The organism is Rhizobium sp. BT04 (assembly GCF_030053135.1).
GTDB lineage: Bacteria > Pseudomonadota > Alphaproteobacteria > Rhizobiales > Rhizobiaceae > Rhizobium > Rhizobium binxianense.
In genome coordinates this window covers 4,246,105-4,271,035 of record NZ_CP125652.1, presented here as the reverse complement: position 1 = coordinate 4,271,035, position 24,931 = coordinate 4,246,105, and the positions used below count along the sequence as shown (strand labels likewise).

The 24,931-nt window shown below is 61.5% G+C and carries 28 protein-coding genes; 11 read left to right on the top strand and 17 right to left on the bottom strand.

The genetic code is table 11. The features are described from left to right. Position 1: 1 nt before the first annotated feature. Positions 2 to 1,066 (bottom strand): efflux RND transporter periplasmic adaptor subunit, encoded by a 1,065-nt coding sequence (locus tag QMO82_RS29210; protein WP_183606150.1) that lies wholly within the window; start codon positions 1,064 to 1,066, stop codon positions 2 to 4. A 166-nt stretch (positions 1,067 to 1,232) separates the two neighbouring features. Between QMO82_RS29210 and QMO82_RS29205 the strand changes: the two genes are divergently transcribed. Beyond that, on the top strand, positions 1,233 to 1,925 hold the full coding sequence (locus tag QMO82_RS29205) for a TetR/AcrR family transcriptional regulator (protein WP_246788323.1): 693 nt from the start codon (positions 1,233 to 1,235) through the stop codon (positions 1,923 to 1,925). A gap of 108 nt (positions 1,926 to 2,033) precedes the next feature. Here QMO82_RS29205 and QMO82_RS29200 read toward each other — a convergent pair whose 3' ends face one another. From QMO82_RS29200 to QMO82_RS29180, 5 genes are all read right to left on the bottom strand, one after another. After that, on the bottom strand, positions 2,034 to 2,825 hold the full coding sequence (locus tag QMO82_RS29200; RefSeq protein WP_277543978.1) for a hypothetical protein: 792 nt from the start codon (positions 2,823 to 2,825) through the stop codon (positions 2,034 to 2,036). A 320-nt stretch (positions 2,826 to 3,145) separates the two neighbouring features. After that, entirely contained in the window at positions 3,146 to 4,045 is a 900-nt protein-coding gene (locus tag QMO82_RS29195) for a DUF2092 domain-containing protein (RefSeq protein WP_246718202.1), read from the bottom strand. A 130-nt stretch (positions 4,046 to 4,175) separates the two neighbouring features. Then, on the bottom strand, positions 4,176 to 4,958 hold the full coding sequence (locus QMO82_RS29190) for a 3-hydroxybutyrate dehydrogenase (RefSeq protein ID WP_183606149.1): 783 nt from the start codon (positions 4,956 to 4,958) through the stop codon (positions 4,176 to 4,178). Next, positions 4,934 to 5,743 carry an acetoacetate decarboxylase gene (locus QMO82_RS29185; protein ID WP_183606148.1) on the bottom strand — a complete coding sequence of 270 codons (810 nt, stop codon included), beginning with the start codon at positions 5,741 to 5,743 and terminating at the stop codon, positions 4,934 to 4,936. The genes QMO82_RS29190 and QMO82_RS29185 overlap by 25 nt, the downstream gene beginning before the upstream one ends. A 28-nt stretch (positions 5,744 to 5,771) precedes the next feature. After that, on the bottom strand, positions 5,772 to 6,950 hold the full coding sequence (locus QMO82_RS29180) for a patatin-like phospholipase family protein (protein ID WP_183606147.1): 1,179 nt from the start codon (positions 6,948 to 6,950) through the stop codon (positions 5,772 to 5,774). 147 nt (positions 6,951 to 7,097) lie between these two features. Here QMO82_RS29180 and QMO82_RS29175 point away from each other — a divergent pair, with 147 nt between their 5' ends. The 5 genes from QMO82_RS29175 to zwf all read left to right on the top strand — a co-directional run bounded on the left by QMO82_RS29175 (position 7,098) and on the right by zwf (position 12,667). Then, on the top strand, positions 7,098 to 7,781 hold the full coding sequence (locus tag QMO82_RS29175) for a TetR/AcrR family transcriptional regulator (protein ID WP_183606146.1): 684 nt from the start codon (positions 7,098 to 7,100) through the stop codon (positions 7,779 to 7,781). Positions 7,782 to 7,856: 75 nt separating this feature from the next. After that, a complete protein-coding gene (locus tag QMO82_RS29170) occupies positions 7,857 to 8,306 on the top strand; it encodes a hypothetical protein (protein ID WP_183606145.1) in 450 nt (149 codons plus the stop codon). Positions 8,307 to 8,883: 577 nt separating this feature from the next. Continuing rightward, entirely contained in the window at positions 8,884 to 10,158 is a 1,275-nt protein-coding gene (locus QMO82_RS29165) for a hemolysin family protein (protein WP_183606144.1), read from the top strand. Positions 10,159 to 10,279: 121 nt separating this feature from the next. Further along, the gene (gene tam / locus QMO82_RS29160; RefSeq protein WP_183606143.1) at positions 10,280 to 11,050 is read left to right on the top strand and encodes a trans-aconitate 2-methyltransferase; all 771 of its coding nucleotides are present in this window, start codon (positions 10,280 to 10,282) and stop codon (positions 11,048 to 11,050) included. A 108-nt stretch (positions 11,051 to 11,158) separates the two neighbouring features. Continuing rightward, the gene (gene zwf / locus QMO82_RS29155; protein ID WP_183606142.1) at positions 11,159 to 12,667 is read left to right on the top strand and encodes a glucose-6-phosphate dehydrogenase; all 1,509 of its coding nucleotides are present in this window, start codon (positions 11,159 to 11,161) and stop codon (positions 12,665 to 12,667) included. A 32-nt stretch (positions 12,668 to 12,699) separates the two neighbouring features. Here the strand turns inward: zwf and QMO82_RS29150 are convergent, their stop codons facing one another. The 3 genes from QMO82_RS29150 to QMO82_RS29140 form a co-directional block, all read right to left on the bottom strand. Continuing rightward, a complete protein-coding gene (locus tag QMO82_RS29150; RefSeq protein ID WP_183606141.1) occupies positions 12,700 to 12,990 on the bottom strand; it encodes a hypothetical protein in 291 nt (96 codons plus the stop codon). A gap of 236 nt (positions 12,991 to 13,226) precedes the next feature. After that, on the bottom strand, positions 13,227 to 13,682 hold the full coding sequence (locus QMO82_RS29145) for an NUDIX hydrolase (protein ID WP_183606140.1): 456 nt from the start codon (positions 13,680 to 13,682) through the stop codon (positions 13,227 to 13,229). A 105-nt stretch (positions 13,683 to 13,787) separates the two neighbouring features. Then, on the bottom strand, positions 13,788 to 14,180 hold the full coding sequence (locus QMO82_RS29140) for a hypothetical protein (RefSeq protein WP_283196556.1): 393 nt from the start codon (positions 14,178 to 14,180) through the stop codon (positions 13,788 to 13,790). A gap of 220 nt (positions 14,181 to 14,400) precedes the next feature. Between QMO82_RS29140 and QMO82_RS29135 the strand changes: the two genes are divergently transcribed. From QMO82_RS29135 to QMO82_RS29125, 3 genes are all read left to right on the top strand, one after another. Further along, entirely contained in the window at positions 14,401 to 15,960 is a 1,560-nt protein-coding gene (locus QMO82_RS29135; protein ID WP_183606138.1) for a helicase HerA-like C-terminal domain-containing protein, read from the top strand. A gap of 323 nt (positions 15,961 to 16,283) precedes the next feature. After that, positions 16,284 to 17,873 (top strand): ABC-F family ATP-binding cassette domain-containing protein, encoded by a 1,590-nt coding sequence (locus QMO82_RS29130; protein WP_183606137.1) that lies wholly within the window; start codon positions 16,284 to 16,286, stop codon positions 17,871 to 17,873. A gap of 324 nt (positions 17,874 to 18,197) precedes the next feature. Beyond that, complete coding sequence (locus QMO82_RS29125; protein ID WP_183606136.1) at positions 18,198 to 19,715, top strand: ABC-F family ATP-binding cassette domain-containing protein; 1,518 nt, start codon at positions 18,198 to 18,200, stop codon at positions 19,713 to 19,715. 36 nt (positions 19,716 to 19,751) lie between these two features. Here QMO82_RS29125 and QMO82_RS29120 read toward each other — a convergent pair whose 3' ends face one another. From QMO82_RS29120 to QMO82_RS29110, 3 genes are all read right to left on the bottom strand, one after another. Continuing rightward, the gene (locus QMO82_RS29120) at positions 19,752 to 20,531 is read right to left on the bottom strand and encodes a VOC family protein (RefSeq protein ID WP_183606135.1); all 780 of its coding nucleotides are present in this window, start codon (positions 20,529 to 20,531) and stop codon (positions 19,752 to 19,754) included. Positions 20,532 to 20,609: 78 nt separating this feature from the next. After that, complete coding sequence (locus QMO82_RS29115; protein WP_183606134.1) at positions 20,610 to 21,077, bottom strand: DUF1579 domain-containing protein; 468 nt, start codon at positions 21,075 to 21,077, stop codon at positions 20,610 to 20,612. Between the two features lie 30 nt (positions 21,078 to 21,107). After that, on the bottom strand, positions 21,108 to 21,836 hold the full coding sequence (locus QMO82_RS29110) for a thioredoxin family protein (protein WP_183606133.1): 729 nt from the start codon (positions 21,834 to 21,836) through the stop codon (positions 21,108 to 21,110). A gap of 88 nt (positions 21,837 to 21,924) precedes the next feature. On the opposite strand from QMO82_RS29110, the gene QMO82_RS29105 reads away from it, so the two are divergent. Continuing rightward, the gene (locus QMO82_RS29105) at positions 21,925 to 22,371 is read left to right on the top strand and encodes a MarR family winged helix-turn-helix transcriptional regulator (protein WP_183606132.1); all 447 of its coding nucleotides are present in this window, start codon (positions 21,925 to 21,927) and stop codon (positions 22,369 to 22,371) included. A gap of 92 nt (positions 22,372 to 22,463) precedes the next feature. Here QMO82_RS29105 and QMO82_RS29100 read toward each other — a convergent pair whose 3' ends face one another. Next, positions 22,464 to 22,886, bottom strand: a complete 423-nt coding sequence (locus tag QMO82_RS29100; protein ID WP_010065781.1) for an organic hydroperoxide resistance protein — start codon at positions 22,884 to 22,886, stop codon at positions 22,464 to 22,466. Positions 22,887 to 23,012: 126 nt separating this feature from the next. Between QMO82_RS29100 and QMO82_RS29095 the strand changes: the two genes are divergently transcribed. Then, positions 23,013 to 23,498, top strand: a complete 486-nt coding sequence (locus tag QMO82_RS29095; RefSeq protein ID WP_183606131.1) for a MarR family winged helix-turn-helix transcriptional regulator — start codon at positions 23,013 to 23,015, stop codon at positions 23,496 to 23,498. Positions 23,499 to 23,535: 37 nt separating this feature from the next. Here the strand turns inward: QMO82_RS29095 and QMO82_RS29090 are convergent, their stop codons facing one another. The 4 genes from QMO82_RS29090 to QMO82_RS29075 form a co-directional block, all read right to left on the bottom strand. Further along, a complete protein-coding gene (locus QMO82_RS29090) occupies positions 23,536 to 23,769 on the bottom strand; it encodes a hypothetical protein (protein WP_183606130.1) in 234 nt (77 codons plus the stop codon). Positions 23,770 to 23,901: 132 nt separating this feature from the next. Then, on the bottom strand, positions 23,902 to 24,138 hold the full coding sequence (rpsU, locus tag QMO82_RS29085) for a 30S ribosomal protein S21 (RefSeq protein ID WP_003569533.1): 237 nt from the start codon (positions 24,136 to 24,138) through the stop codon (positions 23,902 to 23,904). 58 nt (positions 24,139 to 24,196) lie between these two features. Beyond that, positions 24,197 to 24,481, bottom strand: coding sequence for a cold-shock protein (locus QMO82_RS29080; RefSeq protein WP_183606129.1), 285 nt, complete (start codon positions 24,479 to 24,481; stop codon positions 24,197 to 24,199). 143 nt (positions 24,482 to 24,624) lie between these two features. After that, positions 24,625 to 24,834: a cold-shock protein gene (locus QMO82_RS29075; RefSeq protein ID WP_003546468.1), complete on the bottom strand. Its 210-nt coding sequence runs from the start codon at positions 24,832 to 24,834 to the stop codon at positions 24,625 to 24,627. Between the last annotated feature and the right edge of the window lie 97 nt (positions 24,835 to 24,931).

Sequence of the window (24,931 nt, the reverse complement as noted above, 5' to 3'; positions counted from 1 at the left end):
CTCACTTGCCTTCCCAGGCGACGGCCTGGCCTTCCTTGAGGAACTTTCCGCCTTCGGTGACGATCAGGTCTTGTGCGGCGACGCCGCCGGTGACGACGAAATCGCTTTGGCGATATCGGTCGACCGCAATCTTCCGGAGTGAAACGGTTTGGTTTTGAGGGTTGACGAGCCACACGGCAGGTTCGCCTTCGGCTGATGCGATCGCGGTATAGGGCAGCACGATGCCGTCGCGCGGCGCGGCGCGCAGCTTGCCCACGACAGGCGTTCCGAGCGGCCATGGCGCGCCGTCCTGCAGCCCCACCTTGATTCGGATCGTGCCTGCCTTCGCGTCTATGACGGGAGAGACCTCGCGAATGCCCGCATGGACGTCGCTCGCGGGGTCGGAGACCGGTGCGACCTCGACGTCGTTCAGCGGCCGGCCATCCAGAAAGAACGCCTCGAAGACGTCGAACACTGCGTCTCGTGGCCCGTCATGGGCGAGCGTGAAGGCCGACTGCGCTGCTGACACCACCTGCCCGGCTTCGATACCGCGGGCCGTGATGATGCCGTCCGCGGCGGCCTTCAGCTGGGTATAAGACAGCGCGTCCTCGGCCGTCGCGAGCGCGGCCTCGGCGGCCTCGAGGGAAGCCTGTGCACTCAGCAGCTCCTCCTGCGCATCGTCAAAGACCGCCCGCGGAACAGCCTGCGACTGCAGGAGCGACTTCGCCCGGTCGAAGGCGAGTGTCCTCTGCGCAACGACGGCTTGCGCCGACTCCAGTGCGGCGCGGGCGACGCTGACGTCCGCCTGTTGTTCGGTATCGTTGAGCCTCGCCAGAACGTCGCCGGCGTGAACATGCGATCCGACGTCGACCCTTCTCTCCAGAACCCGGCCGCTGACGCGGAAGGAGAGTTCGGTCTGGATCCTCGCCTTGACCTCGCCGGTGATTTCAGCACCCGGTTGATACTCAGCCGCCGCCGCCGCAACGACGCGGACCTGCTGCGGCGGCGGCGCCACTTCAGCTTTCTCCTCGCAGGCAGCCAGAACTGCGCAGGCGAGACCAATTCCCAGCAATCGAAAGGACTGCATTTTTTGCTCCGGTACGGTTTGCGAAGAGAGCCGCGTTGTTGGTCGGCCAGCTTCAATCTGCTGCTGCCAGGCTGTTGCCCGATGTTGACAACGCCCACTTAGAGGCTAAAGTAGGCGCTGTCAACATCATCGCTGGGAAATGTTGACATAAGCAACATGGACATGGATGAAGCAGATGCGGTTAGCCGCCGGATATCCGAACAATTCCAATTGGATGATCGAACGAGTTGTTAAAAAAGCATCGCGGGCGGAACGGAAGGCGCGCCGGCCTCATGAAATACTGGAGGCCGCGTTCGAGGAGTTTGCGGCAAAAGGTTATGCGGCAACGCGAGTTGAAGACGTCGCAACCCGACTGGGGATAACAAAGGGAACGGTCTACCTCTATTTCCCAACCAAGGACGTTCTCTTCCAGGAGATGTTTCGCCACGCGTCGACGTCATCAGCAGACCTGTCGACCGCTATCTGCAGCCTTCGGGGATCCTGCGCCGAGCGGATCCGCGCCCTGCTGCTTATCGCTTATGAAAACACGGCCAACGACCGAAAGACGAGAGAACTCCTGCGCTTGTCCGTCGCCGAAGGAGCTCGTCTTCCCGAAATGGTCGACTGCCGTCATGAGCTATTCATCGCACCGACGCTTGCAGCGCTCACTGCTTTGATCGAGGAAGGCGTGAAATCGGGAGAGTTGAGACATGATACGGCGGCCGATACGCCTGACGTGCTCGCGAGCTCGATTTTTCATGTTGCCGTCTGGCGTCTTATGTTTGCCGATCGAAAGCCGATCGACGGCAAGGCGCTTATGGAGGCGCACATTGACCTCGTTATGAACGGACTTCTGCGCCGTTCGAAACGAATGGTCTGATTTGCGAGGTGCGCCGTTCGGCGGACGGAGCCGGGCAGTTTTCGATGCTGGCAAAGGCCGGATGTCGTGCGACTCCGGCCTAGACCTCTTCTCCATGCTGAGCTGAATCTAATTTCCGCTAGGAACGCGATTGTCATCCGACGGCGGGACTTCGCCCGTGACCGAGATGTTTCCCTGGATCTTATAGACGATCCGTAGATTGGCGGCCGCCGCCTGAAGCCAACCGACCGCATCTTCCGATGTCCATGCCGTGCCCTCCGGCGGCAGGCTCTCGAACAGGCCGGCAATCAGCGGATTCACGGACTGGGAGTTGCCATTGCCGCCGCCCTGGTTCGTCCCGCCCTCCGTGCCGCCAACGGGCGGGCCGGAGCGGCTTTGATCGGAAGAACTCGCATATATTCCGCCGGAAAAGCCTGAAGATCTGGCATGAGAACCCGAAGAATCCCCGTGAGACGAACCCGGCGACGCCGCGTTAGCAGAGCTCGCGCTGCCTTGGGACGAACTCGATGACGTTGCGCCAGAGGAACCCGTAGAGGATCCAGACTGATCTCCATAGGAAGAATACGTCCTTCCGCCAGTGCTGGAGGCGGCGGCCGCACCAGTGACGACGCCCGCCGCATACCCGCCCAGGATATAGGCGTCGCGGCGATAGTATCCACGCCCGTAGTCTCCACCGCCATACTCTCCCTGACCATAGTCGCCGACACCATGGTCTCCACGACCATAATATCCACGGCCAAAGTATCCGTTGCGGTTGCCCGAGACCTTGAGATCGCCTGAGTTGTTGACGGTGAGATTGCCCGAGTCCTTCGCGACGATATTGCCCCCGGAATTCATGAAGGTGCGGTTCCCGTTGATGTTGCCGCCCGAGTTCAGCGTGTTGCGGACGCTTCCGGACACGTTACTCCCTCTGCGGCCTGGCCCTTCCGCCAATCGCCCTTTTGCGCCGCCGACACCTGGCATGCGAGTATGTGGGTTCACTGGTGGGCGGTTCTGCGCGCCCACCGGCGGCCGACCGTGGCTCGCCATCGGCGGACGCGGCGTGCGGCCTATCTGCGGACGTGGGAACCCGCCCGGCCCTCCCGACGGGAAATGGGGTGGCCCTCCAGACGGCAGGGGTGGCGGACCGCCGGGAGGCGGCCCAAACTGAGCGAAGGCTGCGTCCGATGTGATGGCCGTTAAAGCGAGAAAAGCAAGGCAGGTGCGCTTAAGATAATTCATCACTTGCTCCCTTCCGTTCCCGACGCGACGGCTGGTGTCGGGTCGATCTTTTTCACATCGGCGGGAGGTTCAAAGATGAATTCGGAATCCGATAGACGAGGCTCGGTCTTCCAACTGGTGAATTCGGCAACGAAGCTTGGTTGACCCTGCAGCAACGGGTAGGTGACGACCAGGCGATGAGGCGTCGCCGCGTCATTCTTCTCGACCCACAATTCCACATCGATGCCGGACTTCTGCGAGAAAAGCAGATGCCGGCACTCGATCCCGTCGACGGTAGCCGTGCCCACCTGCCAGGCTGCCATGGCATCGCCCAGCAGAACTTCGTCCGGAGAGCCTGCAAAAAGGACGCCGAGCGGAAAATCGAGATCCAGCTTGTCTGCGATCTCGTCGAGCGCGGACGGTATGTCGCCCGACGCGGGGATCGTCATATATTTCTTTCTGTCGGGAAAGAAGACCGAAGCTTTCTTGCCGTCGTAGAATAGATCGTGTCTGCCGTCATCGCCGATAAACTCGACGGCGATCCGATCGGGCCGGCGGGCGGCAATTTTGATCGTATGGAAAATGTGAAGCGGTTGTCCGGATTCGTCCAGATAGACGCTGACCGTTCTTGCCGTGATCGACATGTCCCTGGCATGCAGCGCCCTTGCCATCTGCGAAATGGCAGTCGCGGCCTCGTCGCTGATCGCCGGCTTGAACGGAGGTGCCGGTTCATCCGCGCGGGCTGTCGGCAGCGTGGCGAATCCCACAAGAACGCCGAACGCGGCAGTCTGAACGACATTCCGCAGCAACGTCGTCACTCCATGCGCGCCTGCGCCATCGACAGAGCGGTTCGTACCCGCCGCAGGTCGCCGGGCCCTCGTGAAGGGCCGGTGCAAACCATTACAGACTTCCATGTTCATTTCCTTTGACACTAAACGAGATAGCGCGAGCGCGCTGCAGCTCGGCGCGAGGTAGAGTTGGTTCGGGGTGCTGGAGTGTTTCTGTCAGACGGCACCGCAAAGGGTGTCGTCCGCCTGCCCCAGTCGGATCCTACTGCATGAACCAGCCGTGGCTCACGACCAGCGACTGACCCGTCACGGCATTGGATCTGGCCGCCGCGAAATAGAGAACGGCGTCGGCCACGTCATCGGTGCTGGTAAACTCGCCGTCGACCGTGTCCTTGAGCATTACCGTCTTGACCACCTGCTCCTCGCTGATACCGAGCTCCCGCGCCTGCTCGGGGATCTGTTTGTCGACGAGCGGCGTTCGCACGAAGCCGGGGCAGACCACGTTGGCCGTGACGTTGTGCTCGGCCCCTTCCTTTGCCAGTACCTTGGCCAGTCCGATCAGTCCGTGCTTGGCCGTGACATAGGGCCCCTTCAGCTTCGAGGCTTCCTTGGAGTGCACGGAACCCATGTAGATCACCCGGCCGTAATTGGCGGCATACATGTGCTTGAGGCAGGCGCGAGTGGTCAGAAAGGCACCGTCGAGATGGATCGAAAGCAGCTTTCTCCAGTCCGCAAAGGGAAAGTCGACCAGCGGCTTGACGATTTGGATGCCGGCATTGCTGACCAGCACGTCGATCTTGCCGAACCTGGAGATCACCTCGCCGACGGCCTTTTCCACCTGCTCTTCGTCGGCGACGTTCATCGCCACGGCGAAGGCATCGCCGCCCTTGCTTTTGATCTCGGCCGCCGTTGCATTCGCGGCGTCGAGATTGAGGTCGGCGATCACGGGAATGCCGCCCTCGGCTGCGAAGCGAAGCGCGATTTCCTTGCCGATGCCGCTCGCAGCTCCGGTGATAACAGCTACTCTTCCATCAAATCGAGACATGGATAGTTCCTTTCAATTGCGGGAGATCCGTCGTGTTGGAGGTAGTCGAATACAACCTCGCCGAGGCCGAGCGTCAGGTCGGCGATATAATGGCTGGCCGACTTGACCTCGCGCACGGGTAGACGCGCGACGTCGCACATTGCGTGTTCGAACAATTGCAGGGCGGCAGGTCCGACCCATGCGCCCTTCAGCGTCACATCCTCGAGATAGTAGCGCACGAGTTCGCAAATCCGGGGCGAACCGTCGACGTGCGGGATGACCTTCAGCACGAAGGCGGGCTTCGCCATCGCCTTTGCCAGCGGCTCCAGCGGGAGTTCGCGGTGTTTGTAGCCCATGGTCGCCCTCACGCACAAAACCGAGCCGTAGTGCAGCGTCCCGACGAGCGTCTCCTGCTCGTGCGACAGCTTCGGCGTCGCCAGCTTCTTCGGAAAGCCCCAGATCTCGCGGCCGCCGGCGATCGGAGAGTTGTCGTCAAGGTACATGGCATGCACGTAGCTGCCTTCCTGCACCTTGCCTGATGGCGTCGTGAAGCGCACCGGAATGACCTGCCCGGTTTCCGTATAGTCCCCGAAGCCGGTCGAATCCGGCATGCGGATGAATTCATAGGCGACGGTGTCGCCGATCACTTCCAGCGGCTCCGGAACGACGGCGCGCAGGGCCTCCGGATCGGTCCGGTAGTTGATGACGACAAATTCGCGGTTGTAGAACTTGTAGGGTGGCCTCGGATAGGCCGGGTTGTTGAGCGGCATCGCGAAGGCATTTTCGCGGACTGCGGCGATCTTCATGGTCGTGCTCTTCTCTTTGGGTGAAATCTCAATCGAAGTCGAAAATGGCGACGCCGTCCGGCGTGCCGGGCCGCTGCAGCACCTCGGGGTGGCGCAATGTTTGAAGGGCGTCGTTGTAGCCGGAGGCCCAGTGCTCCTCCATCGTCAGGCGGGAGAACTCGTAATCCTTGGAGCTCGCTTCGTATTTCTTGGCGCGATATATGAGCTGGACGATGTTGTAGACCTTCTCGTCGGCCTGATCGACGAGCAGCTTGATCTCCGGATCGGCTTGCAGCAGCGCGTCCTGCGGGACGAGTTCGACCAGATGGCCGAGTGCGCGGCGCAGCCGCTGCTGCGTCTTGAAATGGTCGGTCGCCGCGCGTGTGCGGCTCGAGAAGCGAATATCCTTCTGCCGCAGTTCGATTCCGAGAAGGTCACGCGGGAACTCGCCACTCGCGCTCCAAAGATCGACTTGAAAGGCCAGCGTGTCCTGACGCGGCGCGTTATCGAGGACCCATTGCAGCGGCGTGTTGGAGATGAGGCCGCCGTCCCAGTAACACTCGCCGTCGATCCTCGTCGCCGGGAAGCCAGGCGGCAGGGAGCCGCTCGCCATGATATGTTCGGGGCGGATAGTGTGGGTCGTAGTGTCGAAATACTCGAAGTTGCCGGTGCGCACGTTGACGGCGCCGACGCTGAAACGCATGGCGCCTGTATTGATGCGGTCGAAGTCCACCAGCCGTTCCAGCGTCGCCTTCAGCGGTGCGACGTCGTAGAAGCTTTCCGCCTCGATGCTGCCGGCGGCGGAAAAGAAGGGTGGCACTGGACGGGGCGTGAAGAAGCCCGCGGCGCCGTCCATAAGGGTGGCGAAGGCGTGTGCCTGATTGAGTAGGCCACGCGCGAAATCACCCTGGAGTCCCATCGCCCCTAGCATCGCCGAAAACAGAGTGGGAAACCCGTGAGCCGGGGCGGTTATCGTCTCCCAGAAGCTCCTGAGCGCCTCCACTCGTCTTTCTGGCGGATTGCCCGCAATCAGCGCACTGTTGATGGCACCGATGGAGATGCCGGCGACCCAGTCAGGATGCAGACCGGCTTCGGCCAATGCTTGATAGACGCCGGCCTGATATGAACCGAGCGCCCCTCCGCCTTGCAACAGCAGCGCGATACGCTCGAATGGCGGACGCTCCGCTATGCGGTGCCTCTTGTTTTTGACGGGATGTTGAGGGGTCATGCAGTTTACCTCGGTTGTTGATCCCACTGCCGTTCCAGATCGGCCGCAGCATATGTTGACATCGCCCACTTAAGTGCTAGAGTGGACAATGTCAACATACCCCGTCAGAATGTTGACGAGAGCAACTTAACAATCTAAATGGATGGCATGACCCAAGACATTTCCACGAAAGACCCGCGCCCGTACCACCATGGCGATCTGCATAGGGCCATCGTAGAGGCCGCACTCGACGTCCTCAGCGAGTCTCAAAGCACGGAGTTTTCGCTTCGTGAACTCGCACGTCGGGCGGGCGTCAGTCACAACGCCCCGTACAAACACTTCGCCGACAAGCGCGAATTGCTGGCAGCCGTCTCGGCGGTTGGGTTCGAACTACTGGCGAAGCGGATGGCCGAAGCGACCAAGGAACTCGACAGTCCGAGCGAGCGGCTGGCGGCTATGGCACGCGCATATGTCTCCGGCGGCGTTAACAATCCGGCGCTCTACAGATTGATGTTCGGCGGCTACCTCGGTCAGGACGATGGGCGTCCCTTGATCGAAAGAACTGCGGCCTACAGCATGAAAGCCCTTATCGTCGACGCGATTTCCGACGGCGCTCTCGGGCACCCAATTGCAGATACTGAGGCGAATACCCGCACGTTCGATGGGGCGATTCTTGTTTTCTGGTCCCAAATGCACGGTCTAACTTTGCTGCTGGCGGATCGCCTCGTCGGCCCCAGCGACAAGATGGAGGAGCTGACCGAGAGCGTCTTGCAAGGCATGCTCGAGGGATTGGCGAATTGTATCCCCGCAATACCATCAGGCGTGTGGGTGGGTCCTCCGCTTGCCGAATAGGCCGCGAGGCTCGCGGGCAACCACTCTGTCATTTGCGTGGTGCCCACTCCGGCTCGTTCCAAGAGGAGAAATCTCATGGACGCATACATCTCTGCTCTGATGGGGCTCGCCGGCATCGCGATTGGCAGCCTGACCTCGTTTGCCTCCACCTGGATGACGCATCGATCACAGGTGAAGGAAAAGCAACGCGAAGCCGAGGCTGTCAAACGCGAAAAGCTGTTTTCCGATTTCATCGCTGAAGCCACGCGGCTTTACGGTGACGCACTAAGCCACCAGAAGGACGACGTTTCCGACCTCGTGCTGCTTTATGCACTGGTCGCCCAGATGCGTCTGATCTCATCCCGTCCGGTCGTGGATGCAGCCGAGCTGGCAATGGTAAGGATCGTCGAAACCTATTTGACGCCCAATCGCTCACTCTCCGAAATCCGGGATCTTGCCCGTTCCGGCGCGATGAACTTTCTCCTCGATTTTGGTGAGGCTTGCCGGGCAGAATTGGCGACAGGGCACCTGTCTATCGGACGATAGGATCTTACGGCACGTGCTAGCAACGTTGGCAACCCCTATTTGTGGAGAGACAATCTTAAGGCCCGTTCGGTGCTCGATCACTGGCGAGGTATGCCAAGGCACTTGCAGAATACGCCAACACGGTTGTTCCTGCATCGCTGCGAAACACGAAAAATCTCCTAAAATCGTCAACCAGAACGCGGTGCTGCTGCCGTTGTCGAAACTGTCACATCAAGACGCTATAAGGATTTTCGCCCGGCGCCTCTTGCGCCGACAGCGTTTCACCTTCAAAATTACGCCATGCCTGACAGCGACCCATCCAGTAGAAGCTCCGCCCGTTCGAACCGGGATCTCCCGGCCGAGGACGCGGGTGACCGCTGTAGACGGCGTGGCGATGCCCGCCTCACCTCGGGTCTATCACGGTTCGCGCTGAGAGGGCCGCTTTCCGCTTTGCCGATGACAGGCCTCGTATGGCCGGCTCCCTCTTACCGACGGCATATGACTTCCACTTCAGAGGAGCGGTCCTTCGTGACGACGACCGCGCCTCGCCGCGTCGCCTGATGAATGCGGCATTGCAACCTCAAAGAATAGGGTCCCTGTGTTTCTGGAAATTGGAATTGTGGCGTTTCTCACCATCCTGAATGGTGTGCTCGCCATGTCGGAACTGGCCGTTGTGTCTTCTCGGCCAGCCCGCCTGAAGGTTCTCTCCGACAATGGCAGCAAAGGCGCAGCGCAAGCAATCAAACTTGCCGAACACCCCGGTCGCTTTCTCTCCACGGTGCAGATCGGCATCACGCTGGTCGGTGTTCTCTCCGGCGCTTTTTCGGGGGCGACACTCGGGGGCCGCCTGAGCGGATGGCTGGAAGCCCAGGGATTGTCGTCGACGGCCGCCGATGCCGTTGGCGTCGGCTCGGTCGTCGTGGCAATCACCTATCTTTCGTTGATCATCGGCGAACTTGTTCCCAAGCAGATCGCATTGCGAGAACCCGAAGCGGTTGCGGCGAAGGTGGCGCCGGCTATGGCGGTGCTTTCAAAAATTGCGCTGCCCCTCGTCTGGCTTCTGAACGCTTCCGGAAATCTCGTCCTCAAGCTCTTGGGCCAAGCGGGAAAAGGTGGAGACAATGTCTCTGACGAAGAGATCAAGACCGTTCTGGCCGAGGCGCAGTCGGCTGGCGTTATCGAAAGCGAAGAGTCCGCGATGATATCAGGTGTGATGCGGCTGGCGGACCGCACTGCCCGCGCGCTGATGACACCCAGACGAGACGTCGAAATTATTGATATTGACGACAGCCTTGATGAAATCCGCACCCAGTTGCACAGGACGAAGCGGTCGCGGCTGCCCGTTCGCAAAGGCAGTTCGGACGAGGTGATCGGTATCCTTCCGGTCAAGGACTTTTACGATTCGATGTCCGAACACGGCAGTGCCGACATCAAGGCTCTGACGCAGGACGTTCCGGTGGTTTCAGACCTTTCAACGGCGATCAATGTGATTGAAGCCATCCGGAAATCGCCGGTTCACATGGTGCTGGTTTTCGACGAATACGGCCATTTCGAGGGGATTGTTTCGTCGGGCGACATTTTGGAAGCGATCATGGGGGCTCTGCAGGAGGGACCTGTCGACGAACAGGCCATCGCTCGCCGAGACGACGGTTCGTACCTGGTGTCCGGCTGGACGCCGATCGACGAATTCGCCGAATTCTTGAATCTCAAGCTCGATGACGATCTCGAATATCAGACTGTGGCCGGCCTGGTGTTGGAAGAGTTGAAACATCTGCCGGAACTGGGTGAGAGCTTCACGAGAGACGGATGGCGCTTCGAAGTCGTCGATCTCGACGGGAGGCGCGTGGACAAAATACTCGTGTCTGCGGCGTGAAGGTCGGGGTGCTTTCGTTTCCGATAACGTCGCCTGCGAGATCGTCAAGCTCGACGGCCGCAACATCGACGGGATCGGCCTCCGCCACATGGGATGTGGCCTGACATCAGGAGTGAACGCCATGGCCTGGTCTGCCAGCCAATATGCGAAATTCGAGGATGAACGCACACGACCGGCACGTGACCTTCTGGCGCAAGTGCCGCTGCAAAGCATCGGCCGCGCCGTCGACCTCGGCTGCGGGCCGGGCAATTCGACCGAACTCATCATCGAGCGTTATGGGGCCGAAGGCGTCTCCGGCCTCGACAGCGACACGAACATGCTGGCGGCGGCGCGCAAACGGCTTCCGGGCACCGATTTCGTCGAGGCCGATCTTGGCAGCTGGCGACCAGCTGAACCAGCCGACCTGCTCTTTGCCAATGCCGTCTTCCAATGGCTGCCCGACCATCTCGATATTTTCGACCGGCTGATGGACGGGCTGTCCGAAGGTGGCGTACTTGCCGTGCAGATGCCCGACAATCTAGGCGAACCCTCGCATCTGGCGATGGAGGAGACCGCCCATGCCGGTCCGTGGAGGACTGCTTTCGAAGGAAAGAGCGTGCGCCGCAAGGGGCTGCCTGCGCCATCCGCCTATTACTCCAGGCTGATCGCCAAAGCCGCGCGCGTCGATATCTGGCATACCATCTACAATCACCCGATGGCGGATGCTGCCGCGATCGTCGAATGGGTGAAGGGAACCGGGCTGATGCCTTATCTCGCCCAGGCCGGCGAAGAGCATCGCGAGGCGTTTCTGGCGGATTACCTCAAGCAGGTGGAAAAAGCCTATCCCAAGATGTCGGACGGGCGGGTGCTGCTCAGGTTTCCGAGGATTTTCATGGTGGTGGTGAAGGGTTGAGGCCGCCCAGGAGGGTGTCAAATGCTCGTTATCCCTCGCCTCGCATGGTGCTTGCGGCAAAACCGGCACGGACTATAGTCGGCCGGAAAATCTCAGGAGATGACACACATGGACGCTGCCCCAACACCGCCGGTCACCCTCGTCATCTTCGGCGCCACGGGCGACCTGACGCGCCGCCTGCTGGTGCCGGCGATCATCAACCTGACGCGGAGCCGCCTCGTCGGCGACGATCTCCACATTCTCGGCATAGGCATCGAGCCGGGTGACGACGAATTCCTGCGCGGGCGGCTCGACCAATTCCTCAACCATCTGAGCGGCGAAGAGCCGACCGTGAAGGACGGAGCCTGGGAAAGCCTGCGCCGGCGCATTTCCTATACATCAGGCGATTTCACCAAGGACGATATTTTCGTCGAGATCGGCAAGCGGCTGGGGCCGAATGCCAATGCCGCCTTCTATCTCGCGGTGCCGCCATCCTTCTTCGGCACGATCGTCGAGAAGCTCGCCGCCCATGGCCTGACCGATGAAAAGGAGGGGGTCTTCCGCCGCGTCGCCATTGAGAAGCCGTTCGGCACCGATCTCGCCTCGGCGCAGGCGCTGAATGCGCAAATCCTCGCCCAGATCGGGGAAAGCCAGGTTTACCGGCTCGACCATTTCCTCGGCAAGGAGACGGTGCAGAACCTGATGACGGCGCGCTTCGCCAATATGATGATCGAATCCTTGTGGAACAGCCGCTATATCGACCATGTGCAGATCACCGCCGCCGAGATCGTCGATGTCGGCAGCCGCGGCAAATTCTACGATGCAACAGGCGCGCTGCGCGACATGGTGCCGAACCACCTCTTCCAGCTGCTGGCGATGATCGCCATGGAACCGCCGAACAGTTTCGACGCCGAGGCGATCCGCAACGAAAAGAGCAAGGTGCTGAAGGCGCTGCGCATCTATACGCCCGAGGAGGCAAAGACGCATGGCGTGCGCGGCGCCTATGGCGCCGGCCCGCTCAACGGCGCCGAGCTTCCGGCCTATCGCGACACCAAGGACGTCTCGCCCGACAGCAGGACCGAGACCTATGTGGCGCTGAAGCTCTACGCCGACACGTGGCGCTGGGCGGGCGTGCCCTTCTATGTCAGAACCGGCAAGGCGCTGACGGCGCGCGATACCGAAATCGTCATCACCTTCCAGCCGGTGCCCTTCGCGCAATTTCGCGAGACGGAAGTCACTCGCCGCCTGCCGCCGAACCGGCTGGTGATCCAGGTGCAGCCGGACGAGGGCTTGAGCATGGAAATCTCGATCAAGTCGCCGGGGCTTTCGGTCGATACCGTGCCGGTCTCCCTCGACTTCCGCTATGCCGACAAGTTCGATATCGGCAAGACGACCGGCTATGAATCCCTGCTCTACGATCTCTTCATCGGCGACCAGACGCTGTTCCAGCGCGCCGACGGCATCGAGGCCGGCTGGGCGGCGGTGCAGCCCTTCCTCGATATCTGGGCTGGGGATGAAAGCGTGCCTGACAGCTACGCGCCGGGCAGCATGGGACCGGGCTGCGCTGACGTGCTCATCGAGCGCGACGGGCGGCGGTGGCATGAACTCGGCGTTTTGCTGCACAAGAACGGCAAATAGCCGGTCCTGCTTTCTGATCCGGGACTATCCCGTCAGCGGCAGGCGTCGCTTAGCGTGCCGTCGCGTTCGGCCGCGCGATACTGGCGTGTTCCCGGACGCGGGCAAGCCGTCCGATCGGACGGGATGACGACGGTGATATTATCGCTTTCAATGGGAGCGAGATCGAGAGGAATCCTGATTCCGCCCGATTCCGCATCCGGCACGGTGCCGGGCGGCATGCCGCCGAAACGTCCGCTATTATCCATGTCGCCGAGGGCCTGGGAGAAGGCAGGAGCGGCAAAGCCGAGGAGAATGATCGAGGCTGCTGCAATCAACGTACGCATGACCATATTCCTTCTGATCTGGCCGATATGAAACGAGCGGGGATGCACCGTTCCAGCCGATCCGGCCACCAGTGAAAAAATCCGGCATCACCTAACGTAGGGTCGGTCGATGCCGATTTCCATCTTGCGACGCACGCAGCCGGATGGATTGGCCAGACCTTGGAAGCCGATCGACGCGTTGACGATCAAAGTTTGGTGATCGGCCGACGCGGCCTCGGAGTGGTGCGATATCAGGCTCAGTCGCGCCAGCGCAGCAGCAGGTTCTCGAGACCTGTCGGATAAAGGTCGATGCCGGCGTCACGCAGCATATCGCGGCCGAACCAACGCGCCGTCGCCGCCGTCTCGTCGAGCTCGGAATAGCGGATTTCGTCGCGCTCATAGAGCGATGCGTCGGCCAGTTCAATGTCGGCGGCGAAGATGAATTCGTGGCCGGTCGCGCCATGATGCTCGAAGATGTTTTCGAGCAGATGCCAGGGGCCGACGATACGGATGGCGGTCTCGAGTTCCTCCCTGAATTCGCGGTGCAGGGCCTTCTCGCGGCTCTCGCCGAACTCAATTGCGCCGCCGAGCGGGCGAACACCCTTAATGCGGCCACTGTCATCCTCCACTTCCGCAGCCAGCAGCCGATCCTCGCGCCAGGCAAGGCCGATCACCTTTACCCTGATCTGCTGCGACGGGCGCCAGACGGTCATGGGCTCTCCTTCTATCCAAGGGACAGCGCTTACTCTTCACCTCGATGCTTCCGGGGCGAGAACAATGAGCCCGCCGCGAAGCGAGGCTCCTGATGATCTGTTATTTCAAACGAACTGGCTGAGGCCCGGAACAGAGCCTACGACCTCGTCGACGACCTCCTCGCCGGCATATTGCTTGGCGATCGCGATGGTCTCCTTGGCGAGCGAGGTGATCTCGCCCATGCCGAGGCCTTCGCCCATCAGCTGCTGGCGGAGCGCCATGATGCCACCGCCGCCGAGCGAGCTCATCAGCCCGCCGAGCAGACCGCCGCCGCCGGCACCTGCGCCATTGAACTGGGCGACGAGATCGGCGCCGCCGGGGATCGCTTCGATCATCTTGGCAACCGGGCCATCGGCGGCTTCGCGCTGCAGGAAGCCAAGCATCATGCCGAGCGCCTTTTCGGCCAAATCAGGCGCAATACCCACGCGATCGGCGATCTGGGTCACAATTTCATTCATCGTCAGCCTCCTATTTTTGACGTTAACGTCAACGTTATTCGAAATTCCACAGCAACTCAAGCCGGCCCTCCCCGGGCGGCACTTTGTCCAGTTTGGCTTTTAATGCAAACAGTTGTCCGTACCCATCTCCCTGCTTATAACAGGGAAACGATGGTTCGATGAAGGCGGCGGAAGCAAGCCTTCTCATAAATGGCGGCAGAGCCCCAAGGGAGCATTCCGAATGATCGAGGAAGGCAAGATTTTCATCGGCGCGAGCCGCAATCCCGATGACAGCATCAACAAGCCGGAATATCTCGACCTGAAGTTCGGCAACCGCCACGGCCTCGTCACCGGCGCTACCGGCACCGGCAAGACGGTGACGCTGCAGGTACTGGCCGAAGGCTTCTCCAGGGCAGGCGTTCCGGTCTTTGCCGCCGACATCAAGGGCGATCTTTCCGGCATCGCCGCGAAGGGCGAACCCAAGGATTTCCTCACCAAGCGCGCCGAGCAGATCGGCTTCAGCGACTACGAATTCGACCAGTTTCCAGTGATCTTCTGGGATCTGTTCGGCGAGAAGGGCCACCGGGTGCGCACCACCATCGCCGAGATGGGACCGCTGCTGCTCGCCCGGCTGATGGATGCCTCCGAACCGCAGGAAGGCGTCATCAACATCGCCTTCAAGATCGCCGACCAGGCCGGGCTGCCGTTGCTCGACCTCAAGGATTTCAGCTCGCTGCTAAACTATATGGGCGAGAACGCCAGCCAACTTTCCAACCAATACGGGCTGATCTCCAAGGCCTCGGTCGGCTCGATCCAGCGGGCGCTGCTGGTTCTCGAACAGCAAGGTGCCGAGCACTTCTTCGGCGAACCGGCGCTGAAGATCACCGACATCATGCGCACAAGCAATAATGGCTACGGCCAGATCTCGGTGCTGGCCGCCGACAAGCTGATGATGAACCCTCGGCTTTACGCCACTTTCCTGCTCTGGCTGCTCTCGGAACTCTTCGAGGAACTGCCCGAGGTGGGCGATCCCGAAAAGCCGAAGCTCGTTTTCTTCTTCGACGAGGCGCATCTGCTCTTCAACGACGCGCCGAAAGTGCTGACCGAGCGCGTCGAGCAGGTGGTGCGGCTGATCCGCTCCAAGGGCGTCGGCGTCTATTTCGTGACCCAGAACCCGCTCGACGTGCCGGAAACGGTGCTCGCCCAGCTCGGCAACCGGGCACAGCATGCGCTGCGCGCCTATTCGCCGCGCGAACAGAAGGCGGTGAGGACGGCGGCCGATACATTCCGTGCGAATCCGGCCTTCGATTGCGCCACCGTCATCACCAATCTCGGCACCGGAGAGGCGCTGGTCTCGACGCTTGAGGCCAAGGGCGCGCCGTCGATCGTCGAGCGCACGCTGATCCGCCCGCCATCCGGCCGCGTCGGCCCGGTGACCGATGCCGAGCGCCAGCAGATCATGGACAGGAGCCCGGTTCTCGGCGTCTATGACGAGGATGTCGACCGCGAATCCGCCTTCGAGATGCTGGCGGCGCGGGCGAAGAAGGCAGCGGATGCCGAGGCCGCCAAGCGAGCGCAGGAAGCACCACAGCAACAGGGTGGCACGACCTCCGGCTGGTCCCTGCCGGGCTTCGGCGGCGGCAATGACGACAATCAGGGCCGCGGCCAATCACGCGGCCGGGCTTCCGGCTACCAGCGCGAGACGGTGGTGGAAGCGGCGATGAAGAGCGTGGCGCGGACCGTGGCGACGCAGGTCGGCCGGGCGCTGGTGCGCGGGATATTGGGGAGTTTAAAGCGGTAGGTTAGTCGCGTACCGCCTGCCCCTCATCCGCCTGCCGGCACCTTCTCCCCGCAAGCGGGGCGAAGGGGCATGCCGAGACCTTCCGTTCCCCACCAACCTCTCGCAGGGCATGTCCCCTCTCCCCGTAAAACGGGGAGAGGGTTAGGGTGAGGGGCAGCTTTTCACCCGTTTCTGGAAGAAGGCGAGATCGTTCCCCTTCTTGAACCTTCCGCCTTTCTTCCCTACATTCCCCGCCATCGACCATTTCAACAGGATGTGTGCCGCAATGGATTTCAACCCGATCGCAACGCCAACTTGCCTTGCCAACGGGGAAATCCATATCCATGCCTGCATCCATCACTCTCTCGCATCTTTCGTGGTCCGCGCCTGACGGGCGGTCGCTTTTTTCCAATCTTGACCTGAGCTTCGGGGCGGAGCGGACCGGCCTCGTCGGTCGCAACGGCGTCGGCAAGACGACGTTGCTCAAGCTCATATCTGGTGAGGTTCGTCCTCTTTCGGGGACGATATCCGTCAACGGCAGCCTCGGCATCTTGCACCAGAGCGTTCAGGTGGCGCCCGAGGAAACGGTCGCCGATCTCTTCGGCGCAACCGGGGGACTTGCCGTTCTTCGCCGTGCCGAAGCCGGCGACGCGACTGCCGACGAGCTTGCATCCGCGGACTGGATGCTGGAGGCCCGCATTGCCTTGGCGCTCAATCGGACCGGGCTCGACGTGCCGCCGGACACACCACTTGCCGCACTCTCCGGCGGGCAGCGCACGCGTGCCGGGCTTGCCGCTCTGATCTTTGCGGAACCGGATTTCCTGCTGCTCGACGAACCGACCAACAATCTCGATCGTGAGGGCCGCGAAGCCGTGATTGCGCTGATCGGGAGCTGGCAGGCAGGTGCGATCATCATCAGCCATGATAGGGAATTGCTCGAAAGCGTGGATGCGATCGTGGAGCTGACATCGCTCGGCGCGACGCGCTACGGCGGCAACTGGAGCCATTATCGCGAGCGCAGGGCACTGGCGCTCGCCGCCGCGCAGCACGATCTCGCCGATGCGGAAAAGCGCATGGCCGAGGTTGCGAGGAGCGCTCAGGCGACGGTGGAGCGGCAGGCGCACAGGGACCGTGCGGGACGAAAGATGGCCGCCAAGGGCGGCATCCCGCGCATCATGCTCGGCGGAATGAAGGAACGGAGCGAAACGACGGGCGGCGACAATGCCCGTCTCGCCGAGCGCCGGCAGGCTCAGGCACTGGAAGATGCAACAGCAGCGCGCAAAAAAATCGAGATCCTCCAGCCGCTGTCAGTAACTTTGCCGGCGACCGGGCTGCCAGCGAACAAGATCGTGCTGAAGATGGATGCGGTGATATCGGGCTATCAGCCTGACGATCCTGTCATCAGCGATTTCTCCTTCGACATAACCGGACCGGAGCGTATTGCCGTCACCGGTCGAAACGGCTCGGGCAAGACGACGTTGCTGGCGCTTGTCACCGGTGATCTCGAACCCTGGAGTGGAATGGTCAAAATCATGACCGCTTTCTCGATGCTCGACCAGAAGGTGAGCATCCTCGATCCGTCAGAGTCGATCCGCGACAATTTCCGCCGGATCAATCCGCAGGCTGATGAAAACACCTGCCGGGCGGCTCTTGCCCGCTTCATGTTCAGGGCTGATGCGGCACTACAAACCGTATCGACGCTGAGCGGCGGGCAGTTGCTGCGCGCCGGCCTCGCCTGCGTTCTGGGGTTTGCACCGCCGCCGCTGCTGATCCTCGACGAACCGACCAATCATCTCGACATCGACTCGATCGCTGCAGTCGAGGCCGGACTGCTGGCTTACGATGGCGCACTGCTCGTCGTCAGCCATGACGAGACGTTCCTTGAGAATATCGGGATCACACGGCGGCTGGAGCTGCCTTCCGGCGCTGTCTGACACGCCCCGGCCTCTTGCCTCTTTTTGCAGGCAATGTTATTTGCACCTTGCAACCTTTTCGAGAAAGGAGGATCACGCAATGCAATATTATTTCCGGCATCATCGCCAGCGTGGTCCCGTCAACGCCCTGCAAATGCGTTTGCAGGGCTGACCAGAGACCGTTTCTCGACATCTCTTCCTGGTCTGCCCTCGTGGCCAATGCGGCGCTGTATCCCAAGATTCGAGCACGCATTCCTGTAACTTCCCGGGCCTGATACGCGCAATCCTGTGATGGCTGAACGCCCCGGATCGTGCCGACCACCCGGTCAAGACCAGAGAACGATCATGACTCTCATCAATATCCGCAATCTCGGCGTGACGCTGGGCAATCCGTTGTTTTCCAAGCTCAATCTCGTCGTCAACACGGGCGACCGCATCGGCCTCGTCGCCGCCAACGGGCGAGGGAAATCGACGCTGCTTGCCTGCATCACCGGCGCGCTGGAGCCGAGCGAGGGCGAGATCACCAAGGCGCGCGGGCTGACCGTCGGCCATGTCGCGCAAAATGTGCCGCCCGGGCTTTTCGACACGCCGTTCTACGATGCGGTGCTGCAGGCGCTGCCGGCCGATCAGGCCGAAAGCGAAAGCTGGCGCGTCGACGTGGTGCTGGAATCGCTCGAGGTGCCTGAGGTGATGCGCGGCCGGCCGCTGAAACAGCTGAGCGGCGGCTGGCAGCGGCTGGCCATGCTGGCCCGCACCTGGGTGAGCGAGCCCGACGTGCTCTTGCTCGACGAGCCGACCAACCATCTCGATCTCGAAAAGATCGCCCGGCTCGAAGGCTGGCTGAATGCGCTGCCGCGCGACGTGCCGGTCATCCTGTCCAGCCACGACCGCGCCTTCCTGGATGCAACGACCAACCGGACGCTCTTTCTGCGGCCGGAGCAATCGCCGGTCTTCGCCCTGCCCTACACCCGGGCACGCGCCACACTCGATGAGGCCGATGCCTCCGAGGCGCGGCGCTACGAGCGCGACATGAAGGTGGCCGAGCAACTGCGCAAGCAAGCGGCGAAGCTCAACAATATCGGCATCAATTCCGGCAGCGACCTGCTCGTCGTCAAGACGAAGCAGTTGAGACAGCGGGCGGAAAAACTCGAGGATGCGGCAAAACCGGCGCATCTGGAGCGCTCGGCCGGCGCCATCCGGCTTTCCAACCGCGGCACGCATGCCAAGGTGCTGGTGACGCTGGAAGACGCGGCGGTGACGACGCCTGACGGGACGCTGCTCTTCCGGACCGGCCGGCAATTCATCTGCCAGGGCGACCGCATCGTGCTGCTGGGCCTCAACGGCGCCGGCAAGTCACGGCTGATCTCGATGCTGAAGAGGGCGATCGAAACGCCGGAGACGGTGCGGGACGGCATCAAGGCGACACCGTCGCTGGTTCTCGGCTACGGCGACCAGGCGCTTGCCGATCTCACCGACACCGACACGCCGATCGGCACGATCATCCGCCGTTTCGATGTCGGCGACCAGCGGGCGCGTGCCTTGCTGGTTGGGGCGGGCATGACGATCGACATGCAGGCAAAACCGATCGGCCAGCTTTCCGGCGGGCAGAAGGCGCGGCTCGGCATGCTGGTGCTGAGGCTGACGGAACCGAACTTCTACCTGCTCGACGAGCCGACCAACCATCTCGACATCGAGGGGCAGGAAGCGCTGGAGAGCGAGTTGATGGCGCACGAGGCGAGCTGCCTGCTGGTATCGCACGACCGCAGCTTCGTGCGGGCGGTCGGCAACCGGTTCTGGTTTATCGAGAAGAAGCGGTTGGTAGAAGTCGAGAACCCGGAAGGGTTCTTTGCTTCGGTGGGATAGTGAATGTTGGGCGTGCCGTACGGCACGCCCAAACACCTATCGCTTCGGCGCCACCAGGCAGAAAAAGGCACCCTGCGGGTCGGTGGCCTGGATGATCCAGCTGCCGCCGGGGACTTCCATCGGGCCGTGGACGACCTTGCCGCCGCCTGAGGTGACGCGTTCGATCGCGGCATCGATCGCCGGCACGATGAAATAATAGCACCAGAAGGGCATCGGCATATTGTCAGGCTTGGTCATCATGCCGCCGATCTGCCGGCCATTGCGAGCGAAGAGGTAGTAGACGCCCATCGGACCCATGTCCATTTCGCTGTCCTTCGTCCAGCCGAACAGCTTGGAATAGAAGGAGACAGCGTCCTTGCCGTTGCCGGCATAGAGTTCATGCCAGCCGATATTGCCGGGCGCGTCGAAGGCCAGTTCCGGCATGGGCTTCTCCATCGGCGCCGGCGTCATGATGCAGAGCACCGCGCCGCCCGGATCGGCGACGACGGCGAAGCGGCCGATGGCCGGGATGTCTTCCGGCGGACGGCGGACCGAACCGCCATTGGCGGCAAAATCCTTGGCCGACTGATCGACGTCGTCGACGTCGACATAACCCGTCCAGTTCGGCGGAATGCCCTTCCCCTCGAGTTCGCCCGGAAATTCCATCAGGCCGGCGACGCCGATGCCGTTCGCCTCGAAGATCGTATAGGGCGGCATGCCCTCCATTTTCATTTCGGAGGTCGTCCAGCCGACGACCGAGCTGTAGAATTTCGCCGCAGCCGATGTGTCGGGGGTCATCAACTCGCACCAGATGAACTTTCCATGCGTCTCAGACATCATACTCTCCCTTTTTCGACGCTCCTCTTCGGAGGCCTCTTTGCAAGGCCCCTATTTCGAGGGTGAGCGCCGTGATTGTCAGATCCTGCGGGCGTAATGCGCTTCCATGAACTGCTTCCAGGCGCCATCCGGCTGCTTGGCGCTGGAGACGAAGGTGCGGTGATCGGCATCGACGAAGATGATCTGCTCGCGGTAATCGGCAAGGCCCTCGCCGTCGAAGGCAGGCCCTGTCGTATAAAGGTCCAGCACATTGCCTGACGCGTCGAGCTCGCCCTCATAGACCCACATATAGTCCATCATGCTGCCGATCCAGTTGCCGACATACTTGCCCTTTGCGGCGTTGTAGCCGAGCGTCAGGATGCTGGTGGCCTCCTTGCCGTCCGGCATGCGGCCGGTTCCCTCGGCGATGAACCAGATGCCGTGCAGCGAGCGGACGGTCTCGGTCCAGGGCTCGCCGCCACTCATGTCGGGTGCGGTGACGGTCCAGTCGCCGATCAGTCTTTCCAGGAAGGAATGTTCCTTCAGCACTTCAGCGGTCTTCATCATCTCTTCTCCCTTGAGTGATGGTGCGCTATGTCAGTGACAGCAGGATGGCGCCTTCGGGGCCTCCTGGTATTCGTCGTGGCGGCGCACGAAATTCATCGTGCTGTCCTCGTTGCGGCCCTTCGGCGCGCGATCGAGGATCATCAGGGTGCCGATCAGTTCTTCCGGCCCGCGGGCATAACTCGAATAGGTATGGAAGATCTCGCCCTTGTCGTTGCGGTAGAAAGCGCTGAGGCCCGGCAGTTCGTCATTGGCATCAGCCGGCTGCATAGGCGTGAAATTGTAGAAGACCTTGTCTTTGGCAAGATCCTCGGGGCTAAAAGAAACGTGATAATCGAAATTGAAATCGGTGCCGAAGGAAGAGACCCAGGGAAATTTCCAACCCATGCGCTGTTTATAGGCAGCGATCTTGTCGAGCGGCGCGCGCGAAACGGCGACCCAGGTGACATCATGATGGTTCAGATGCGGCAGGGCGCCATCGACATGATCCGACAGGAAGGAGCAGCCGGTACAGCCGGCATCCCAATCCGGGCCGAGCATGAAATGATAGATCAGCAGCTGGCTGCGACCGTCGAAGAGATCGGCGAGCGACTTCCTGCCCTCGGGCGATTCGAAGAGATAATCCTTGTCGACCTTTACCCAGGGCAGCGCCAGACGGGCGGCGTTGACGCTGTCGCGCAGCCGCGTCGCCTCCTTCTCCTTTGCCAGCAGGGCACGGCGGGCCTCGAGCCACTCCTCGCGGGAAACAACGTCATTCTGCATGGAGTGCGCCCTCCTCCGGCGCTTGCCGGTGAAGCCGGCTCATCTCCTTCTCCTTGACTAAATACATTGATATCAATAGAAATGGAGCATGTCAAATTCGATCGAGATTCCCTTTTCCACGACGCTGTTGGTGCGCGACACCTGCCTCTGCCTGCATGTGCAGCGGGCAGCGCGTGCGCTTGCCCGGCTGTTCGACGATGCGCTGAGGCCGGCCGGGCTGACCAACGGGCAGTTTTCGCTGATGATGTCGCTGAACCGGCCGGAGCCACCGCCAATGGGGCCGGTCGCCGCACTGCTCGCCATGGACCAGACGACGCTGACGGCGGCGCTGAAGCCGTTGCAGCGCAAGGGCTGGGTTGATGTGATGGAGAACCCGAGGGACAGGCGCGGCCGGCTGCTGAGCCTCACCGCTGAGGGCAAGGCGGTGTTGGCGAGAGCGCTGCCGATCTGGGAAAGCACGCATGCGATGATCGACGGAAAGCTGCCGGATGGCAGCGTCGCAAGGCTGCGGCAGGATCTGCAGGCGCTGTCATGAATGATGGCAGAGACGCCGAAGCCGGCCGGATAGTCCCCTACCCGGACGGCAGATGGCGGCAGCCGATACGGCTACCAACTTTTTAAAATCGATCAGGCGACCGTGACCGGAACCTCGGTCGAGGTGCGCATGGCGTGGCTGTAGGGGCAGACGATATGGGCTGCGGCTGCGAGCTTTTCAGCCGTTTCGCGGTCGAGACCCGGAATGTCAACCGTCAGCGCCACTTCGATGCCGAAGCCGGTTCCATCTTCACGCGGGCCGATGCCGACCTTGGCGGAGACCGTTGTGTCTTCGGGAATCTTGACCTTCTGCTGGCCCGCGACAAATTTCAGGGCACCAAGGAAGCAGGCGGAGTAGCCGGCAGCAAAGAGCTGTTCGGGATTGGTGCCGGTGGCGCCGTCGCCGCCGAGCTCCTTGGGAACGGTCAGCGTCACGTCCAGAACGCCGTTTTCGGAAACGGCGCGGCCTGCGCGGCCGCCGGTGGCAGAGGCTTTGGTCGTATAGAGAATAGGCATGACGATCTCCTTTTGATTGGCCCTTCGATGGGGTTGGATTTTTAATATCGCACAATTAAATTGTACGCAAGTGAATTTTGCAAATTGCATTTCGACGTCGAAAAGAAGACAATCGCAGGCTCAGGGATGATGGATATGAAAGCGCAAACGGTAAAGACCATGGAGATACCGCAGGAGGAAAAGCGACTGGAAAAGCAGTTGTGCTTCGCGGTCTATGCGACGGCGCATGCCTTCACCCGCGCCTACAAGCCGATCCTCGACAGGGTCGGCCTGACCTATCCGCAATATCTGGTGATGCTGGTACTGTGGGAACGCGGCGAACTGCCGGTGAAGACGATCGGCGAGCAGTTGGATCTTGATTCCGGCACGCTGTCGCCGCTGTTGAAACGGCTGGAGCAGAGCGGGCTGATCAAGCGCATCCGCGACCTGCGCGACGAACGGCAGGTGATCGTGTCACTGACCCCTGGAGGTGAGGCGATGAAGGGCGAGATCGATACGATCATGACGGCGATCGGCCAGGCCGCCGGCTGCACGCTTAAGGAAATGGCCGAGATGCGCGACATGCTGCATCGGCTGCGGGGCAATCTCGGGCGGGCCGGCACGGGCGGCTGAATGCATCACCAGCCAGTCTAAATAGCGGCGCCGAGGATCAGGGCCGCCTCGCAGCCGGCTTGGCCGGCGACCGGCGCTTCTTGGCAGGCGCTGCCTTGGGTTCGCCTTCGGCCTCCTGCTGCAGACGCAGGGCCTTCAGCTTCTCCGTCTTCTTGTCACGGGCCGATGCCTCGGCGGCGATGATGGCGCGCGCCGTGTGATCGGTCGCTTCCGCCTTGTCGCGAGACGAAAGCTTGGCGGGATTGAAGAATTCTCCCTTGGTGGCGGTCATGTGCCCCTTTCTCGGGTGATGGCGCGCTGGAGCCGTGGCTCCGCGGCTGGAACCGTGGTCCCACGGGTATAGCCGTGATTCCCACGGCGGGCCGTGAGTCCACGGGTGTAGCCGTGATTCCCACGGCTAGGGTTAGCGGGCGCGGAGAACCTTCTTCGGCGCCGGCAGCAGACCTTCGCGCTGCAGCTTCTTGCGGGCGAGCTTGCGCTGGCGGCGAATGGCCTCGGCCTTTTCGCGGGCGCGCTTCTCGGACGGCTTCTCAAAGGCGCTGCGCGCCTTCATTTCCCGGAACAGGCCTTCCCGCTGCATCTTCTTCTTGAGCACGCGGAGCGCCTGATCGACATTGTTATCCCTGACGAGAACCTGCAAAACGATATCCTTCCTGTCGGCGGCGAAGCCGCGCTGTCAATGATGAAAAACGGCGGGACTACTTGCCCGTCCGGATGCTCGAAAACTTCAGCCAGGGTTCGGCGCTGTCGGCCTTGGCTGCTGCCTCGGGAGAAATCCTGGATGGCGTTTCCCCGGTATCGATGTCGGCCTCAGTGATGCGGCGTTCGAAATTCTCCGCGTCGAACTGGACGCGATACTGCACATGCCCGTGGTCGTTGGGCAAGATGCTGGAGATCCGGCACCGCTTGTCGGCTTTCGCCGTGCGGGTGAGGCCGGATTTCAGCACGATCATGTCGCCGACTTTATAGTTTGGTCTGCCCATTTCAGCGTCCCTTCAACTCTTCGGCTGCTCAACTGTCAATCTGAACGACCCGCGCTCAAAGCAAAAAGGCCGGGCTGGCACCCGACCTCTTCCAGTCACTCAGCCATTTCACTGCCGGTACGGCAGCACGGGCGAATGACAAATCATGCGGCCTGAAGGTTGTCGGCCGAATTCTTGCCCGACTTCTTGTCGCGGACGAGATCGTAACGGATCTTCTGACCTTCAACGAGTTCGCGCATGCCGGCGCGTTCGACCGCTGAAATATGGACAAAAACGTCCGTAGAACCATCATCGGGCTGAATAAAACCAAAACCCTTGGTGCCATTGAACCACTTGACGACGCCTGAATTCATAACGATCTCCTTTTCAACCGTTTGTGCTTCGCTTGCGGAAAAATGTCCGACAAGCCGTATCGATGTTGAGAGGATATCTGACGGAGCGCTTCAGCGC